Here is a 15,424-nt window from a genome sequence, read left to right as displayed (position 1 = left end):
CACCGACAGCCCGACACCGGTTATCCGGGCCGTCGTCCGGCGCCTCGTCGGGCAGGCGGCCACCGGCGAGCACGCGGTGAGCACGCGGCATACCGAAGAAAGGATTTGGACCCACCCGATAGCCTTTGAAGTGCGCATTGGCGCACCCCCAAAACTTTTCGAGGCAAGAGGAAGACAAGTGCCTACAGGCAAGGTCAAGTGGTACGACGCGGAGAAGGGCTTCGGCTTCATCTCCGACGACGACGGCAGCGACGTGTTCCTGCACGCGAACGCCCTCCCCGAGGGCGTCGCGACGCTCAAGGGCGGCGCGCGGGTGGAGTTCAGCGTCGCCGAGGGGCGGCGCGGCACCCAGGCGCTCGCCGTCACGCTGCTCGAAGCCGCGCCGACGGTCACCGCCGGCAAGCGCGAGGCGTCGCGCAAGTCCCCCGAGGACCTCGCCCCGCTGGTCGAGGACGCCATCAAGCTGCTCGACAACTCGTCGAACGCGCTGCGCCGCGGTCGTCGGCCCGAGAAGGACCACGCCACCAAGCTGGCCGCTGTCCTGCGGTTCCTCGCCGACCAGATCGAGCCCTGATGGCCACCAAGGACGACGCCGTCCTGGCCGCCGCCGAGGCTGTCGCCGTCGCCCGTGAGGCCGCCGAGTCGATCGCGGAGCGGGGCACGGTCGGCGAGCACCTCGGCATGCAGATGGAGGACGAGCGGCTGGCCACGCACTTCTTCGCGTGTGAGGCAGGCGCCTACCCGGGCTGGCGCTGGGCGATCACCGTCGCCCGCGTGCCGCGCGGCAAGGTCGCGACCGTGTGCGAGACGAACCTCGTGCCCGGCGAGGGCGCGTTGCTGTCGCCCGAGTGGCTCCCGTATGCCGAGCGCCTGGCTCCCGGGGACCTCAGCGCCGGCGACGTGCTCCCCTACAAGGAGGACGACCCCCTGCTCGAACCCGGGTTCGAGGCGACCGGCGACGAGGAGGTCGACGAGCTCGCGGCCTACGAGCTGGGTCTGGGCCGCAAGCGCGTCCTGTCCGCCGAGGGACGCGAGGCCGCTGCGCAGCGGTGGTACGAGGGCGAGAACGGCCCTCACGCCGACGTCGCGGAGAAGGCGCCCGCACCGTGCTCGACCTGCGGCTACTTCCTCCCGATGGCGGGTGCACTCCGGTCTTTTTTCGGCGTGTGCGCCAACGCCTGGTCACCTTCCGACGGTCGCGTCGTAAGTCTTGACCACGGCTGCGGCGCCCACTCCGAGGTCGACGCCGAGCCGGCCGAACCCATGCCGGTCGGCCAACCCATCATCGACGAGATCGCCTACGACCTCGTCTGACTGAGGCGCCGGCCGGCTACTGGGCGCCGGCGGCGTTGCCGCGACCGCGGCGCACGTACGAGAAGCCGATCAGCCCGAGCACGATGCCGGCCACCGGGACCCACGGCCACCAGTCGCGCTCGCCCTCGTGCAGGGCCGGCACGGCGAGGATGACGGCCAGTGCGAGGACCCAGCCGAGCTGCGCCCAGACGACGATCCGGGCGGTGCTGACGGCCAGCGGCTGCAGCTCCTCACCGGGACCGTCGGGGGTGGGGTGCGACTCGCTCATGCCGGGCAGCCTATCTTTCACGACGACGTGACAGTCAGGCCCTACTCTGCTGCCCATGGCCAAGCCCACCACGAAGTCTGCGGCACCGCAGCGCCCGTCCCCGAAGTCCCCGTCGTCCGGAGGGCTCGACGGCTTCTTCCGGATCACCGAGCGTGGCTCCACCCTCAGCCGCGAGGTCCGCGGTGGGCTCGTCACGTTCTTCACGATGGCGTACATCGTTGTCCTCAACCCGCTGATCATCGGCACCCAGCAGGATGGCTCGGGACAGTTCCTCGGTGGCGGTGACATCGTCAAGGCGCAGACCCTGGTCGCGGCCGGGACCGCGCTCATCGCCGGCGTGATGACCCTGCTCATGGGTGTCGTCGCGAACTACCCGCTCGCCCTCGCCACCGGTCTCGGGCTCAACGCGTTCGTGACGTTCGGCATCGCCAAGCTGCCCGAGATGACCTGGGCCGACGCGATGGGCCTGGTCGTCATGGAGGGTGTCATCATCCTGGTGCTCGTGCTGACCGGCTTCCGCCAGGCTGTGTTCCGGGCGATCCCGGCCCAGCTCAAGACCGCGATCTCGGTCGGCATCGGCCTGTTCATCACGATCATCGGTCTCGTCGACGCCGGGTTCGTCCGCCGCACCGGCGTCGGGCCCGTCCCGGTCGAGCTCGGCATCTCCGGAAACCTCAACGGCTGGCCGCTGCTGGTCTTCGTCATCGGCGTGCTCGCGATCATCGTGATGATGGTCCGCAAGGTGAAGGCTGCCATCCTCTACGGCATCCTCGGTGGCACGGTCCTGGCGATCATCGTCGAGGCGATCGGCAACATCGGCGGCCAGTTCGACAACACGGGCAAGTTCGTCAACCCGGCCGGCTGGGGGCTGAACGTCCCCGCGCTGCCGGACCAGATCGTCGACGTCCCCGACTTCTCGCTGCTCGGCAACTTCAACCTGCTCGGCTCGTTCGACAAGCTCGGCTTCGTCGCGGCGCTGCTGCTCGTCTTCACGCTCCTGCTCGCCGACTTCTTCGACACCATGGGCACGATGGTCGCCGTCGGTGCCGAGGGTGGCCTGCTCGACAAGGACGGCAACCCGCCGAACTCCGACAAGATCCTGCTCGTCGACTCCGTCGCCGCGATCGCCGGTGGCGCGGGCTCGGTCTCGTCCAACACGTCCTACATCGAGTCGGCGGCAGGGGTCGGCGAAGGCGCCCGGACCGGTCTGGCCTCGGTCGTCACCGGGGTGATGTTCCTGCTCGCGACCTTCCTGGCGCCCCTGGTGAAGGTCGTGCCCTACGAGGCGGCGACCCCGGCCCTGGTCGTCGTGGGCTTCCTGATGATGCAGCAGGTCAAGGGCATCGACTGGGACGACCTCGACATCGCCATCCCGGCCTTCCTCACCATCGTCCTGATGCCGTTCACCTACTCGATCACCGTCGGCATCGGCGCGGGCTTCGTCGTCTACACCCTCATCAAGGTGGTGCGTGGCAGGGCGAGCGTGATCCACCCGCTGCTGTGGACCGTGTCCGCCCTGTTCGTCATCTACTTCGCGATCACCCCGATCAAGGAGGTCCTCGGCGTCGGCTGACCCCTCCCCGACCACAGCAGGTATGCCGCGTGGCCCCGTGAGGGGGCCACGCGGCATACCTGCGTCTGGGCCTTGGGAGCTGTCCGGAAGGGTGATCGAAATACTTAGCACAGGTAATGAGTTATGCTAAGTATCGACCTGAGGAGGAACAGATGACCCCACCCGCCGCACGCTCACGCCGCGCTGGCGATGCCGGGCTCTCGCCTTCTGCGATCTATGCCCTCGCCGGCGAGCTCCGACTCGCCTGCATGCGCATCTCGCGCCGAGTGCGGTTCGAGAGCACGGATGTCGTTGCACCGCACCAGTTCTCGGTGCTCTGCCGCCTGCAGGAGGCGCCGCGCACACCGAGTGAGCTCGCAGAGATCGAGAAGGTGAGCGGACCCAGCATGACCCGCACCGTCGCGGCCCTCGTCGAGCGCGGGCTCGTCGCGCGCACCGACGACCCCGCCGACCGACGCCAGGTGATCCTGTCGCTCACGAGCGAGGCGACCACGCTGCTGAAGGACATCCGCCGCAAGCGCGACGCCTGGATGTCGGTGCGCGTCGGCCACCTCACCCCCGCCGAGCAGGACGTGCTGCGGCAGGCGTCGGCCATCCTCACCCGGGTGGCCAACGAGTGAGCCCCACCTTCTCCTCGCTGGGCGTCCGCAACTACCGCATCTATGCCACGGGTGCGTTCATCTCCAACATCGGCACCTGGATGGGCCGGGTCGCCCAGGACTGGCTGGTCCTGACCGAGCTGACCAACCACTCGTCGACGGCGCTCGGCATCGTCACCGGGCTGCAGTTCCTGCCCTTCCTGCTGCTCGCCCCCTGGGCCGGGATGATCGCGGACCGCTATCCGAAGCGGCGGATCCTGGCTGTCACCCAGACGTCGCTCGCGCTGTCGTCCCTTGCCCTCGGTCTGCTCGTCGTGACCGGGACCGCCCAGCTCTGGATGGTCTACGGCATCGCGCTGTTCACCGGGATTGCCACCGCCGTCGACAACCCGGCCCGCCAGACCTTCGTGTCCGAGATGGTGCCGCGTGACCGGCTGGCGAACGCGGTCTCCCTCAACAGTGCCTCGTTCAATGCCGGGCGGCTGGTCGGTCCCGGTGTCGCGGGCCTGACGATCGCGGCGTTCGGCACGGGCTGGACGCTGCTGCTCAACACGCTGACCTTCGTGGCCGTGCTGGTCGCCCTGGCATCGATGCGCGTCGGCGAGCTGCGTCCTGCGCCCGCCCTCGCCCGAGGCAGCGGCGCCATCCGTGAGGGGCTCGCCTACGTGCGCAGCCGACCCGACCTCCAGCTCGTGATGGCGCTGGTCTTCGTGCTCGGCACCTTCGGGATGAACTTCCAGATCACCACGGCGCTGATGGCCACCAAGGAGTTCGGCAAGGGCCCGCAGGAGTACGGCCTGCTCGGCTCGATCATGGCGATCGGCTCCCTGACGGCCGCGCTGCTCTCGGCCCGTCGGGCCAGGCCGCGGCTGCGAATCCTGCTCGTCGCGCTCGTGGGCTTCACGATCGCGAGCGGGCTGGCGGCGAGCGCTCCGACCTACCCGTTGTTCGCCCTCGCCCTGATCCCCGTGGGACTCACGGCGCTGACGGCCCTGACGACGGCGAACGCGATGGTCCAGCTCAGCGTGGATCCCGCCATGCGCGGGCGGGTGATGGCGCTCTACATGGCCATCTTCATGGGGGGCACGCCGCTCGGAGCACCACTCATCGGGTGGATCGGTGACGTCGCGGGCCCGCGCTGGACGATCGGCATCGGCACCATCGCGGTCGGGCTCATGCTGGTGGCGGTGTCCATCCGCACCGCCAGGCGCGAGAATGTCCAGGTGACCTACGAGTCCCAGCGTCGCCCGCGGATCAGGATCCGCACGCTCCCGCAGCCCGAGGTCTCCGAACCCGTCCCCGAGGCCGTCCGGTGACGCCGCTCTTCCGTCGGCGCGTGACTATCGCCGTCCTCGTCATCGTGGTCACCGTGGCAGTCGTCGCCAGCCTCGCCGGCACCTTCCGCTGACCGCCCGATCGGGGGGGTATGCCGTGTGGGGACCACGCGCCCAGCTCCCGACGTGTTGCGCGCAGATCGTCACGGGAGGGCTGAAATGGGGGTCCGGTGACCACCAGGCGGCAACAAGTCCGGACGGCCGGGACTTGTTGCGCGCGGATCGTCACGGGAGGGGCGAAATGGGGGTCCGGTGACCACTTGGCGGCAACAAGTCCGGACGGCCGGGACTTGTTGCGCGCGGATCGTCACGGGAGGGGCGAAGTGGGGGTCGGGTGACCACCAGGCGACAACACGTCCCCGGGCGTGCTGAGCGGTCCGGTCAGTGCAGCGTGCGGAGGACTCAGTGCAGCTTGCAGAGGACCGTGACGCCGAGGAGGTTGACCACCGGGTCGTAGCCGGTGGGGCACTTGCCGTTGACGGGCAGCACCTCCAGGGGCAGCGGCGCGGGCGTCGAGCTGCTCGGGCTGGGGGACGGCGTCGGGCTCGGGGCGGGAGTGCCTCCGGTGACGCCCCCCACCACTCCGCCGACGGCACCGGTCGCGGCGCCCACGACGCCACCGGCAGCGCCGGACGAGGGCTGCGGAACCGGCGAGGCAGAGCCGCCGCCCGAGCCAGCCGAACCACCCGAACCGGGCTTCGCCGCTGTCGCCGAGCCGCCCTTGCCGGGTGCGGTCGAGGCTGCGGGCTGTGACGCCTTGGCGGGGTCGTAGCTCGCCATCGTCTGGGGTTCACCGGACGGGAGGTAGGGCGAGCCGCTGCGTTGCGCCTCGGACAGGTCGGAGCCCGGGAGCACGGTGTAGCCACCGCGGTAGCCGGCTGCGATCGCCAGCACCTGGTCGGCGTAGGCGTCGCTGTGGTTGTAGCGCAGCACGGCCGAGCGGGCACCGGAGTCGGTGCTGAGGTCGCCAGGACCCGAGCACAGGTAGACCGCGGTCGCCGTGGCGGCGTCGGCCATGTTCTGCGGGTCCTTGCGACCGTCACCGTTGGCGTCGACGCCGACGACGCGCCAGGTGCCGGGGATGAACTGCATCGGGCCGACCGCGCGGTCCCAGGTCACGTCACGGTCGTACGAGCCGCCGTCGGTGTCGCTGATCGCGGCGGTGTTGTTCTGGCCGTTGAGGGGTATGCCGTAGATGCCGGGACGCACGGTGCCGTCGCGGTCGATGCCGTTGCCGCCGTAGCGGCCGTGGTTGGACTCGACCTTCCCGATCGCGGCGATCAGGGCCCAGTCGATGCGGCACTCGGCGTCGGCGGCGTCGACGATCGTGGCGGCACGACGGTAGGCCTCGAGGGCAGCGGCAGGGATGCCGTTGGCGCTCATCGAGGCAGGCAGGCCGGCCGACTGGGCGAACGGGGTGGGCTCGGCCTCCGGGGGTGCCGGCAGCTCGGGGAGCCGCGGGGCGTCGAGGCCGGTGATCGGTTCGCCGGGCACGGTGACGACGGGGGTGTTGTCGGCAACGATGTCGGTCGCGGGCTGACCACCGGTGGCCGCCAGCGCCACTCCGGCGCCGATCAGGGCGAGCGCGGGCACACCTCCTGCGATCTTGCGCCACGGCAGTCGCGTCGTGCGTGTCATCGTTCGGCTCCTCGACATCGTTGTCCACCTTGCGGTGTCCCACCCCAGGGGTTATGTGAGGTTCAACGAGGGTCTGGAGCCGAGGTTACGCGCGAGCGTCGTTCGCAGAGGGCTTACTGGGGAGTAAATCAGCCCACAATGTGCTCAATGCACGCAATAAGGGCCGACACGTCCTCAGGGTCCACAGCGGGGAACGTCGCCACACGCAGCTGGTTGCGACCGAGCTTGCGGTAGGGCTCCACGTCGACCACGCCGTGGGCACGCAGCGTCTTGGCGACGGCGGCCGCGTCGACCTCATCGGCGAAGTCGATCGTCGACACCACCTGCGAGCGGGCGGCCGGGTCGGTGACATAGGGCGAGGTGTATGCCGTGCGCTCGGCCCAGTCGTAGAGGCGTCCGCTCGAGTCGGCGGTGCGCTTGACGGCCCACTCGAGCCCGCCCTGACCGTTGATCCAGTCGATCTGCGAGCGCAGCAGGGCCAGGGTGCCCAGCGCGGGGGTGTTGTAGGTCTGGTTGAGGCGGCTGTTGGACACGGCGGTCGGCAGGCTGAAGAAGTCGGGCACCCAGCGGCCGGACGCGGCGATCTCGTCCACCCGGGCGAGCGCGGCGGGGGAGAAGGCGGCCAGCCAGAGGCCACCGTCCGCCGCGAAGCACTTCTGCGGGCCGAAGTAGTAGACGTCGGTCTCGGCCACGTCCACGGGCAGCCCGCCGGCGCCGGACGTGGCGTCGATGAGCACGAGCGCGCCCTCGTCGGCACCCTCGACGCGCTTGACGGGAGCCATCACCCCGGTGGAGGTCTCGTTGTGCGGCCAGGCGTAGACGTCGACGCCGGCTTCGGCGCGGGCCGTGGCGAGGCTGCCCGGGTCGGCCTTGATGATCGTGGACTCGCCGAGGAAGGGAGCGTTGTTGGTCACGCTGGCGAACTTGGCGGAGAACTCGCCGAACGCCAGGTGCTGCGCGCGCTCGCGGACCAGGCCGAAGGCCGCGATGTCCCAGAACGCGGTCGATCCACCGTTGCCGAGGATGATCTCGTAGCCCTCGGGCAGGCTGAACAGGTCGGACAGCCCCTCACGGACGGCGCCCACGAGGTTCTTCACCGGAGCCTGGCGGTGCGAGGTGCCGAGCAGGGTGGTGCCCAGTCCGGCGAGGTACTCGACCTGCTCGGGGCGCACCTTCGACGGCCCGGAGCCGAAGCGGCCGTCCTTGGGCAGCAGGTCGGCGGGGATGGTGGGCGTCGCGGTGGCGGCAGTGTCGGTCACGGCGTCAGTGTCTCATCCCGTCCCGAGGCGTGGGACGTGAGGTCCACCACCCGGACTACCACCAAGGCACGGTAGGCCGCCCGCTGGCCTAGCAACGCGGCATACCCCGCCGTGAAATGCGAAATGGGCCTGCGCATTCGTGCAGGCCCATTTCGTTTTCTGCAACCACGTATCAGGCTCGGCGCGCCGCCGGACGACGCGTCAGGCGCGGTAGCCGGAGACGGCTTCCAGGCCGCGGGGAGCGTCGCCGATGTAGCGCGAGCTGGGCCGGATCAGCCGACCGGTCTTCTTCTGCTCGAGGATGTGCGCCGACCAGCCGGCGGTGCGCGCCGCGGCGAACAGCGGGGTCATCATCGCGCCGGGGACCTCGGCGAAGTCGAGCAGCACCGCGGCCCAGTAGTCGACGTTGGTCTCCAGCACCCGGTCGGGCTGGCGCTCGCGCAGCTCGGCCAGGGCAGCCTGTTCGAGCTCGAGGGCCACCGTGAAGCGAGGCGCGCCGAGGCGCTCGCAGGTGTCGCGCAGCACGGCCGCGCGCGGGTCGTAGGCGCGGTAGACGCGGTGGCCGAAGCCCATCAGCCGCTCACCGCGGTCGAGCACACCCTTGACGTAGGCCCGGGCGTCACCGCTGCGCTCCACGCCCTCGATCATGTGCTGTGCGCGCGACGGGGCACCACCGTGAAGGGGGCCCGACAGGGCGCCGATCGCGCCGGACAGGCACGCGGCCACGTCGGCCCCGGTCGAGGCGATGACGCGCGCGGTGAACGTCGAGGCGTTCATGCCGTGCTCGGCGGCGGAGATGAAGTAGGCGTCGATCGCCTCGACGTGCTTGGGGTCGGGCTCGCCGCGCCAGCGGATCATGAACCGGTCGACGATCGTGCGCCCCTCGTCGACGCGACGCTGCGGCACCATGGGTGACCCCTGCCCGTGGGCGGACTGCGCGATGAACGACAGCGCCATCACCGAGGCGCGGGCCAGGTCCTCACGGGCCTGCGCGGCGTCGATGTCGAGCAACGGCTTGAAGCCCCACAGTGGGGCGAGCTGGGCCAGCGCGGACTGCACGTCGACCCGGATGTCGCCGGAGTGCACAGGCAGCGGGAACGGCTCGGCCGGCGGCAGTCCCGGGTCGAACTCGTTGTCGACCAGCAGACCCCACACCTGCCCGAAGCTGACCGTGCCGACGAGTTCCTTGAGGTCGACGCCGCGGTAGCGCAGCGAGCCGCCTTCCTTGTCGGGTTCGGCGATCTCTGACTCGAAGGCGATGACGCCCTCGAGGCCCGGCTTGAAGTCGCTGTCGGACATCGGTGTCCTCTCGGCCTTGGGGGGAAGGTGGGGCGACCTTGGTGTGGCGCCCGGTTACCTACTGGCTGGTTCATTCTGCACTGTCGGGGTGATGGGCCACTATGGCGCAGTGCTGACAGCCGACACCGACTACGACGGCGAGGTGTTCACCGAGGACCTGACCGGGTCCGCGGCGGGCGGCTCGCGATTCCTCGAGTGCACCTTCCAGCGGTGCGACCTCAGCGAGCTGCGCGCCCCACGCTCGCGGTTCTCCGAGTCCAGCCTGTATGCCGTGCACGGAGCGGGCGTCGACCTCGCCGAGTCGTCGTGGAGCGACTGCCTCGTGCAGGGAGCCCGGCTCGGTGCCGTGGCGATGTACGGGGCGGAGCTGTCCCGAGTGCGGTTCGAGGGCTGCAAGATCGAGTTCCTCAACCTGCGTGGGGCCAGGCTTCGCGACGTCGCCTTCGTCGACTGCCAGCTCGTGGAGGCCGACTTCGCCGACGCCACGCTCACCTCGGTCACGTTCGAGGGGTCGCGGCTGGTGTCGCCGGACTTCACCAAGGGAACCTTCAAGGACGTCGACCTGACCGGGGCCGAGGTGGCCGGCCCGCGTGGTGTGTCGGGACTGCGGGGCGCGACCGTCTCGGCGCTGCAGCTGATCGACCTCGGGCCCGCGCTCGCCGCCGAGCTGGGCATCAAGGTCGCCGACTAGCGGGGCGGAGTGCCTGTCTGCCCGCGGCCGGCGGAGTTCAACCCGATGACGGAGTCGTCTGCTCAGCCGCCGGGCCACACTCGCCGTGTGAACAGGACGGCCGCCCCGGGTGCCACGCTGGTCCGGACCGGGCTCGGGCCGGTCGAGGTGGCCGTGTGGGGCAGCGCAGACCGGGGGAGTGCCGAACGGGGGAGTGCGGAACGGCACGTCCTGCTCTTCCCGGGAGGCCACTGCTCGGCGAGGACTCCGCTCGGGCAGGACGTCTACGAGGAGCTCGGCTTCCAGGTCGTGACGGTCAGCCGGCCCGGGTACGGCGCGACCGGAGTCGGCGACCTGACCGCCGCCCAGTTCGTCCCTGCCGTCGTCGACGTGGCGGCGGCCTTGGGGGTCAGTCGGTTCGACGCGGTCGTCGGTGTCTCCTTCGGCGGGCTGCAGGCGCTCGCCACGGCTGTCGCCACCGAGCTCGCCGACCGCCTCGTCCTCCACAGCTGCGCGCCGTCGAGGCTCGTCTTCCCCGACACGAAGCGGGACCGGGCGATGGCCACGGTGGTGTTCGGCCCTCGGGTCGAGCGGGCCACGTGGGCCGCGACCAGGGCGATGGTGCGGACCGACCGGGGACTGCGACTCATGATGGGCGAGCTGTCCACGCTGCCCGCCCGTGAGTGGTTCGACGAGTGGTCGCCCAAGCAGCGCGAGCAGGCGCGGGCGACCCTGCTGTCGATGGGTTCGGGCAGGGGCTTCGTCCTCGACGTCGCCCAGGGTCGCGAGTCGTCCTCGTCCGAGCGTGAGCGGGTCCAGCGCTCCGTCAGCGTGCCCACGCTGGTCACCGCGTCGCGAACGGACGGGGGAGCGGCCTTCACGCACGCTCTCGACTTCGAGGCGACCATCACGGGCAGCACGCTGGTCGAGACTGGAGCCTTCAGCCACTTCGCGTGGATCGGCCCCTCGCGCAGCATCCTGCTCGAGAGCCTCCGCGCGTTCCTCGCTGCGCGGTCCGCAGGCGGCTGACCGCCGCGCAGGCGGCGGGTTCGACGGTGGAGCGGGCTCTGTCTAGGCCTTCCTGGCCAGCCGCTTGTCGCGGACGGACATCGCGTTGCCGTTGGTGCGGACCTCGAACAGCTCAGTCGCCTTGATCAGCTTGCTCAACGAGGCGTACCCGTGGTTGCGGGAGTCGAAGGACGACTGGTTCGAGATGCGGTTGCCCACTTCGGCCACGCTGGCCCAGCCGTCGTCGTCGGCGGCCCGGGACACGGCATTGCGCAGCAGCCGCACCAGGCCCGCGTCCTGGCGCAGCTCGGTCGTCGTCTTGCGTGCCGGCGCCGCAGCGCCCTTGCGCAGGGCCGCAGCCTTCTTCACGGCTGCCTTCTTCGTTGTCGCCTTGGTGGCCGTCGCTTTGCTCGCGGGGCCTGTGGCTCCGGGTTCGGGCTCGGGTTCGCGGAGGACTGTGCCGTTGGGAGCAGCGTCCGTGATTGCGGTCGCGTCGCCCACCTCCTCGGGCTCAGCGAGCTGGTCGAGGAAGAGGAACTTGGTGCACGCCGAGCGGAACGGCTCAGGCGTCTTGCGCTCGCCGAATCCGTAGACCGCCGCCCCCTTCTCGCGCAGGTGCATGACCAATGGTGTGAAGTCGGCATCCGACGAGACGATCCCGAACGCCTCGGGGTGGTCGTTGTACAGCAGCGCCATCGCGTCGACGACCATCGCCATGTCGCTGGCGTTTTTGCCGCGGCTGTAGTCGTACTGCTGCATCGGCCGGATTGCCCGTGGATGCAGCACGTCGGCCCAGGGTCGCAGCCCGGCCTTGGTCCAGTTGCCGTAGGCGCGGCGGATGCTGGTCTCGCCGTAGGCGCTGAGCTCGTTGAGGATCAGGTCGATCTTCGTCGCCGAGGAGTTGTCGGCGTCGATGAGCAGGGCGATCCGGGCGCGGGGGTCCATGGGGCCCGACGCTACGGCACCCGGCGCCGCGAGCGTGGCCACGCGGCATACAGTCTCTTCGTGCCGCTGCTCCTGGACCTGACCCCGCTACGGAGCCACGCGGCATACCGGCGGCTGTATGTCGGGTTCACCCTCTCGAACGTGGGCTCGCAGCTGGCTGTCGTGGCCATCGGTCTGCAGGTCTACGAGATCACCAGATCGACTGCGGCGGTGGGGATCGTGGGGTTCTGCGCGCTGGTGCCGCTGGTGGTCATGGGCCTCTATGGCGGCACGCTCGTCGACCACTTCGACCGGCGCACCGTCGGCCTCATCGCCCAGGCGGTGGCGTTCGTCTCGAGCATCCTGTGCGCGCTTCAGGCCTGGCTCGGCAACACGCACGTGTGGGTGCTCTATGCGTTGGTGGCGTTGTGGAACGGCGCGTTCGCGGTCTCGTCACCGGCCCGCACCTCGATCTACCCGCGGATCCTGCCGCGCGACCTGCTGCCGGCGGCGAACGCCTTGTCCGTGTTCGCGATGAACGCGTCGATGTCCGTTGGACCGCTCATGGCCGGCTTCCTCGTCGACTGGGGCGGTTTCAAGGCGGCCTACACGACCGACGCGGTCATCACGACAGCCGCGCTCTGGGGGCTGGCCCGGCTGCAGCCCCTGCCCCCTGAGCCTGAGGAGGGGGCAGCCCCGAGCCGGCCCGGACTGCGGTCGGTTCTCGACGGATTCGCTTTCCTGGCAACGCGACCCAATGTGCGCATGACCTTCGTCGCCGACATCTGCGCGATGCTGCTGGCCCAGCCTCGGGTGCTGTTCCCGGCTGCCGGCGCAATCATCTTCGGAGGCGGGGCCAAGACGGTGGGGGCGCTGTCGGCGGCGGCGGCGGTGGGTGGGATCGTCGCCATGTTCTTCTCCGGCCGGCTCGGACACGTGCGTCGTCAGGGCCTGGCGATCCTGGTGTCGATCGTGGGCTGGGGCTTCGCCATCGCCGGCTTCGGGGCCGCCATGCTGGCGGCCGGTGGGGTGATGTCCAAGGGGGCGGCGCTGTGGCTCGGGCTGGTGGCCATGGCGGTGGCCGGCGCCTCGGACTCGGTGAGCGCCGTGTTCCGGACGACGATCCTGCAGGCCGCCACACCGGACCACCTGCGCGGGCGGCTGCAGGGCGTCTTCATCGTCGTGGTGGCGGGCGGGCCGAGGCTGGGTGAGATGGCGGGTGGCTTCCTCGCCAGCGGAATCGGCGAGGCGATGACCGCGGTCGTCGGCGGCCTCGCCTGTGTGCTCGCCATCGTCGTGCTGGGCCGGTTGCAGCCGGGCTTCGTCCGCTACGACGCCCGCCACCCCGTGCCCTAGCGCCTAGCCGTCACCCTTCCGCAGCATCTGTCGCCCGGTGGGGCCCAACTTTCGGCCACTCGCCCGAAACTCCCGGCCCGCGCCGCCCGGTGGGGCACAACTTTCGGCCACTCGCCCGAAACTCCGCTGCCGACCGCCAGTGGTGACTAGCCCGGGCCCCCGGGCGCGACCAGGCCCAGCTCGTAGGCAGCCACGACGGCCTGCACCCGGTCGCGGAGCCTGAGCTTCATCAGCACGTTCGACACGTGCGTCTTGACGGTGGCCTCGCCGAGGTAGAGATCTGCGGCAATCTCGGCGTTCGACAGTCCCCTCGCGATCAGGGTCAGCACGTCGCGCTCGCGCTCGGTCAGCGCGTCCAGCGCCGAGGAGCGGACGGTCCGCGGAGTGGGAGCGCCGGCGAACCGCTCGATGACCCGCAACGTCACCGACGGGTCCAGCAGACCACCCCCGGAGGCGACCGTCCGCACCGCTGCCACCAGCTGCTCCGGCGGCGACACCTTGAGGAGGAACCCGCTGACGCCGGAGCGCAGCGCCCCCTCGACGTACTCGTCCTCGCCGAACGTCGTCAGGATCACCACGCGCGTCTGCGGCCGGGCGGCCATCACCCGGCGAGCCGCCTCGATCCCGTCGAGCCTGGGCATGCGAACGTCCATCAGCACGACGTCCGGAGCCAGCTCGAGCGCGGCGGCTTCGGCGGCCTCACCGTCCCCGATCTCTCCCACGACCTCGATGTCGGGCTCGGCACTCAGCACCATGCGCAGCCCGACACGCACCATCGCCTCGTCGTCCACCAGCAGCACCCGGATGCTCACGACCCCGCCCTCACTGCCACTCCCGCGAGACCGGCAGCCGCACGTCGACCTCGAACCCTCCGCCGGGCACCGGCCCGACGGAGATGCTCCCGCCGAGCATGTCCACCCGCTCGCGCATGCCCACGATGCCGTGGCCGCCGTGGCCGCCGTACGCCCCGTCCGCGGTGGTGGGGGTGTCCCGGTCGGTGACACCGGAGCGACCGGAGCCCCGCCCGTCGTCGGTCACGGTGAGGCGAACCACGTTGCCGTCATTGACGACCCGTACGACAGTTTGAGCTCCCGGTGCGTGGCGCAGGACGTTGCTGAGCGCCTCCTGGACGATCCGGTATGCCGCGGTGTCGAGCGCCTTGGGCAGCCCGTCCAGCGGGCCACTCACCTCGAGGGACACGTCCAGGCCGGTGGCGCGCACGTCGCCGACCAGGTCCTCGAGCCGGGCCAGCGCAGGGGGAGGGGCTCCGGTGGCGGTATCACCCGGCTCGCGGAGGATGCCCACGGTGGCGCGGAGCTCCTCGACCGACTGACGGCCGAGCCGTTCGAGCCCCAGCATCACGTCGCGCTCCACGGGGTGGTCGACCAGCACTGCGTCGAGCTGGCGCCGCAGACCGCCGAGCTGCAGCGTCATGACGCTGACCGAGTGCGCCACCGAGTCGTGGACCTCCCGCGCGATGCGGGCTCGTTCCTCGACCACCGCTGCGCGAGCGCTGGCTTCGCGCTGCGCGTCGAGCTCCGTGGCGAGGGCGATGACCTGGCGGCTGCGCTCGCGCTCCCGCCGCACCAGGGTGCCGACCCACCAGGCCGGCACGAACACAACGGGGAAGAAGACCGTGTCCCAGCCCAGGCCGTTGCGCAGGGCCTCGGTGGTGATGAACACCCCCACAGAGGCGACGGCGGCGATGCGGGACGTGCGCGGGGATGCCGCGAAGCCGGCGTACGCCATGGCCACGAGCGAGGCGATGAGGCCGGCGCCACCCGGGCCGGGGGCGCCGAGCAGGGTGGCGACGGGATAGAAGCAGGCGACCACGACGGCACCGGCAACCGGCCAGCGGACGGCCACCAGGAAGCCGGCGGCGATGACTCCTGACGCGATGGCGAGGACGCCGAAGTGCGGCCGGAACTGGGGATCGGACCACGCTTCCACGAGACCGAGCAGGCCCAGGGCGACCGCGGCCACGACGGGCACCACGCGGTGGTCGCGGAGGGCGGCGGCTCGAGACATGGCGAAAACAGTAGGGCGCCCGCCGAGCACGCGTATCCCACTTGAGGAGGAGCGGCAGCGTGTCCAGCTCCGCCTCGAGGGGGAGGCGAAGACGGTCCCCCTCGACGGATCTGCGCTGAGGGGGACCGCCGGGACCGTTGGTGCAGCGCCGAGA

General features: G+C 70.7%; 15 protein-coding genes. 8 read left to right on the top strand and 7 right to left on the bottom strand.

Going from position 1 to position 15,424, the window contains the following annotated elements:
- The first annotated feature begins 178 nt into the window (after positions 1-178).
- Together AC1DWR_RS09445 and AC1DWR_RS09440 are read left to right on the top strand one after the other, a co-directional pair.
- Entirely contained in the window at positions 179-574 is a 396-nt protein-coding gene (locus tag AC1DWR_RS09445) for a cold-shock protein (RefSeq protein WP_477615812.1), read from the top strand.
- Entirely contained in the window at positions 574-1,314 is a 741-nt protein-coding gene (locus tag AC1DWR_RS09440) for a DUF3027 domain-containing protein (protein WP_477615811.1), read from the top strand. The genes AC1DWR_RS09445 and AC1DWR_RS09440 overlap by 1 nt, the downstream gene beginning before the upstream one ends.
- 16 nt (positions 1,315-1,330) lie before the next feature.
- Here AC1DWR_RS09440 and AC1DWR_RS09435 read toward each other — a convergent pair whose 3' ends face one another.
- Positions 1,331-1,582, bottom strand: a complete 252-nt coding sequence (locus AC1DWR_RS09435) for a DUF2530 domain-containing protein (protein ID WP_477615810.1) — start codon at positions 1,580-1,582, stop codon at positions 1,331-1,333.
- Positions 1,583-1,637: 55 nt separating this feature from the next.
- Here AC1DWR_RS09435 and AC1DWR_RS09430 point away from each other — a divergent pair, with 55 nt between their 5' ends.
- From AC1DWR_RS09430 to AC1DWR_RS09420, 3 genes are all read left to right on the top strand, one after another.
- Positions 1,638-3,155 (top strand): NCS2 family permease, encoded by a 1,518-nt coding sequence (locus AC1DWR_RS09430; RefSeq protein WP_477624319.1) that lies wholly within the window; start codon positions 1,638-1,640, stop codon positions 3,153-3,155.
- Positions 3,156-3,307: 152 nt separating this feature from the next.
- Positions 3,308-3,775, top strand: a complete 468-nt coding sequence (locus tag AC1DWR_RS09425; RefSeq protein WP_477615808.1) for a MarR family winged helix-turn-helix transcriptional regulator — start codon at positions 3,308-3,310, stop codon at positions 3,773-3,775.
- Complete coding sequence (locus AC1DWR_RS09420; protein ID WP_477615807.1) at positions 3,772-5,070, top strand: MFS transporter; 1,299 nt, start codon at positions 3,772-3,774, stop codon at positions 5,068-5,070. The genes AC1DWR_RS09425 and AC1DWR_RS09420 overlap by 4 nt, the downstream gene beginning before the upstream one ends.
- Positions 5,071-5,490: 420 nt before the next feature.
- Here AC1DWR_RS09420 and AC1DWR_RS09415 read toward each other — a convergent pair whose 3' ends face one another.
- The 3 genes from AC1DWR_RS09415 to AC1DWR_RS09405 form a co-directional block, all read right to left on the bottom strand.
- On the bottom strand, positions 5,491-6,726 hold the full coding sequence (locus AC1DWR_RS09415) for a lytic transglycosylase domain-containing protein (protein WP_477615806.1): 1,236 nt from the start codon (positions 6,724-6,726) through the stop codon (positions 5,491-5,493).
- A gap of 128 nt (positions 6,727-6,854) precedes the next feature.
- Complete coding sequence (gene serC / locus AC1DWR_RS09410) at positions 6,855-7,985, bottom strand: phosphoserine transaminase (RefSeq protein ID WP_477615805.1); 1,131 nt, start codon at positions 7,983-7,985, stop codon at positions 6,855-6,857.
- 201 nt (positions 7,986-8,186) lie between these two features.
- The gene (locus AC1DWR_RS09405; protein WP_477615804.1) at positions 8,187-9,284 is read right to left on the bottom strand and encodes a citrate synthase 2; all 1,098 of its coding nucleotides are present in this window, start codon (positions 9,282-9,284) and stop codon (positions 8,187-8,189) included.
- A 91-nt stretch (positions 9,285-9,375) separates the two neighbouring features.
- On the opposite strand from AC1DWR_RS09405, the gene AC1DWR_RS09400 reads away from it, so the two are divergent.
- Together AC1DWR_RS09400 and AC1DWR_RS09395 are read left to right on the top strand one after the other, a co-directional pair.
- Complete coding sequence (locus tag AC1DWR_RS09400) at positions 9,376-9,975, top strand: pentapeptide repeat-containing protein (RefSeq protein WP_477615803.1); 600 nt, start codon at positions 9,376-9,378, stop codon at positions 9,973-9,975.
- 87 nt (positions 9,976-10,062) lie between these two features.
- A complete protein-coding gene (locus AC1DWR_RS09395) occupies positions 10,063-10,983 on the top strand; it encodes an alpha/beta fold hydrolase (RefSeq protein WP_477615802.1) in 921 nt (306 codons plus the stop codon).
- Between the two features lie 42 nt (positions 10,984-11,025).
- On the opposite strand, the gene AC1DWR_RS09390 is transcribed toward AC1DWR_RS09395, so the two are convergent.
- Entirely contained in the window at positions 11,026-11,907 is an 882-nt protein-coding gene (locus AC1DWR_RS09390) for an NYN domain-containing protein (RefSeq protein WP_477615801.1), read from the bottom strand.
- Between the two features lie 60 nt (positions 11,908-11,967).
- Here AC1DWR_RS09390 and AC1DWR_RS09385 point away from each other — a divergent pair, with 60 nt between their 5' ends.
- Positions 11,968-13,242, top strand: a complete 1,275-nt coding sequence (locus AC1DWR_RS09385; protein WP_477615800.1) for an MFS transporter — start codon at positions 11,968-11,970, stop codon at positions 13,240-13,242.
- Between the two features lie 146 nt (positions 13,243-13,388).
- On the opposite strand, the gene AC1DWR_RS09380 is transcribed toward AC1DWR_RS09385, so the two are convergent.
- Entirely contained in the window at positions 13,389-14,054 is a 666-nt protein-coding gene (locus tag AC1DWR_RS09380) for a response regulator (protein ID WP_477615799.1), read from the bottom strand.
- Between the two features lie 10 nt (positions 14,055-14,064).
- A complete protein-coding gene (locus tag AC1DWR_RS09375) occupies positions 14,065-15,270 on the bottom strand; it encodes a sensor histidine kinase (protein ID WP_477615798.1) in 1,206 nt (401 codons plus the stop codon).
- Between the last annotated feature and the right edge of the window lie 154 nt (positions 15,271-15,424).

It is taken from the genome of Pedococcus sp. P2_E2, assembly GCF_056403955.1.
This window is presented reverse-complemented; position numbering and strand designations above follow the sequence as displayed.

Bases quoted from the DNA above. Each gene is read 5' to 3' on its own strand.
- AC1DWR_RS09390 (WP_477615801.1), bottom strand. From the start codon at position 11,907: ATGGACCCCCGCGCCCGGATCGCCCTGCTCATCGACGCCGACAACTCC.
- AC1DWR_RS09435 (WP_477615810.1), bottom strand. From the start codon at position 1,582: ATGAGCGAGTCGCACCCCACCCCCGACGGTCCCGGTGAGGAGCTGCAG.
- AC1DWR_RS09415 (WP_477615806.1), bottom strand. From the start codon at position 6,726: ATGACACGCACGACGCGACTGCCGTGGCGCAAGATCGCAGGAGGTGTG.
- AC1DWR_RS09375 (WP_477615798.1), bottom strand. From the start codon at position 15,270: ATGTCTCGAGCCGCCGCCCTCCGCGACCACCGCGTGGTGCCCGTCGTG.
- AC1DWR_RS09440 (WP_477615811.1), top strand. From the start codon at position 574: ATGGCCACCAAGGACGACGCCGTCCTGGCCGCCGCCGAGGCTGTCGCC.
- AC1DWR_RS09425 (WP_477615808.1), top strand. From the start codon at position 3,308: ATGACCCCACCCGCCGCACGCTCACGCCGCGCTGGCGATGCCGGGCTC.
- AC1DWR_RS09400 (WP_477615803.1), top strand. From the start codon at position 9,376: ATGGGCCACTATGGCGCAGTGCTGACAGCCGACACCGACTACGACGGC.
- AC1DWR_RS09430 (WP_477624319.1), top strand. From the start codon at position 1,638: ATGGCCAAGCCCACCACGAAGTCTGCGGCACCGCAGCGCCCGTCCCCG.
- AC1DWR_RS09405 (WP_477615804.1), bottom strand. From the start codon at position 9,284: ATGTCCGACAGCGACTTCAAGCCGGGCCTCGAGGGCGTCATCGCCTTC.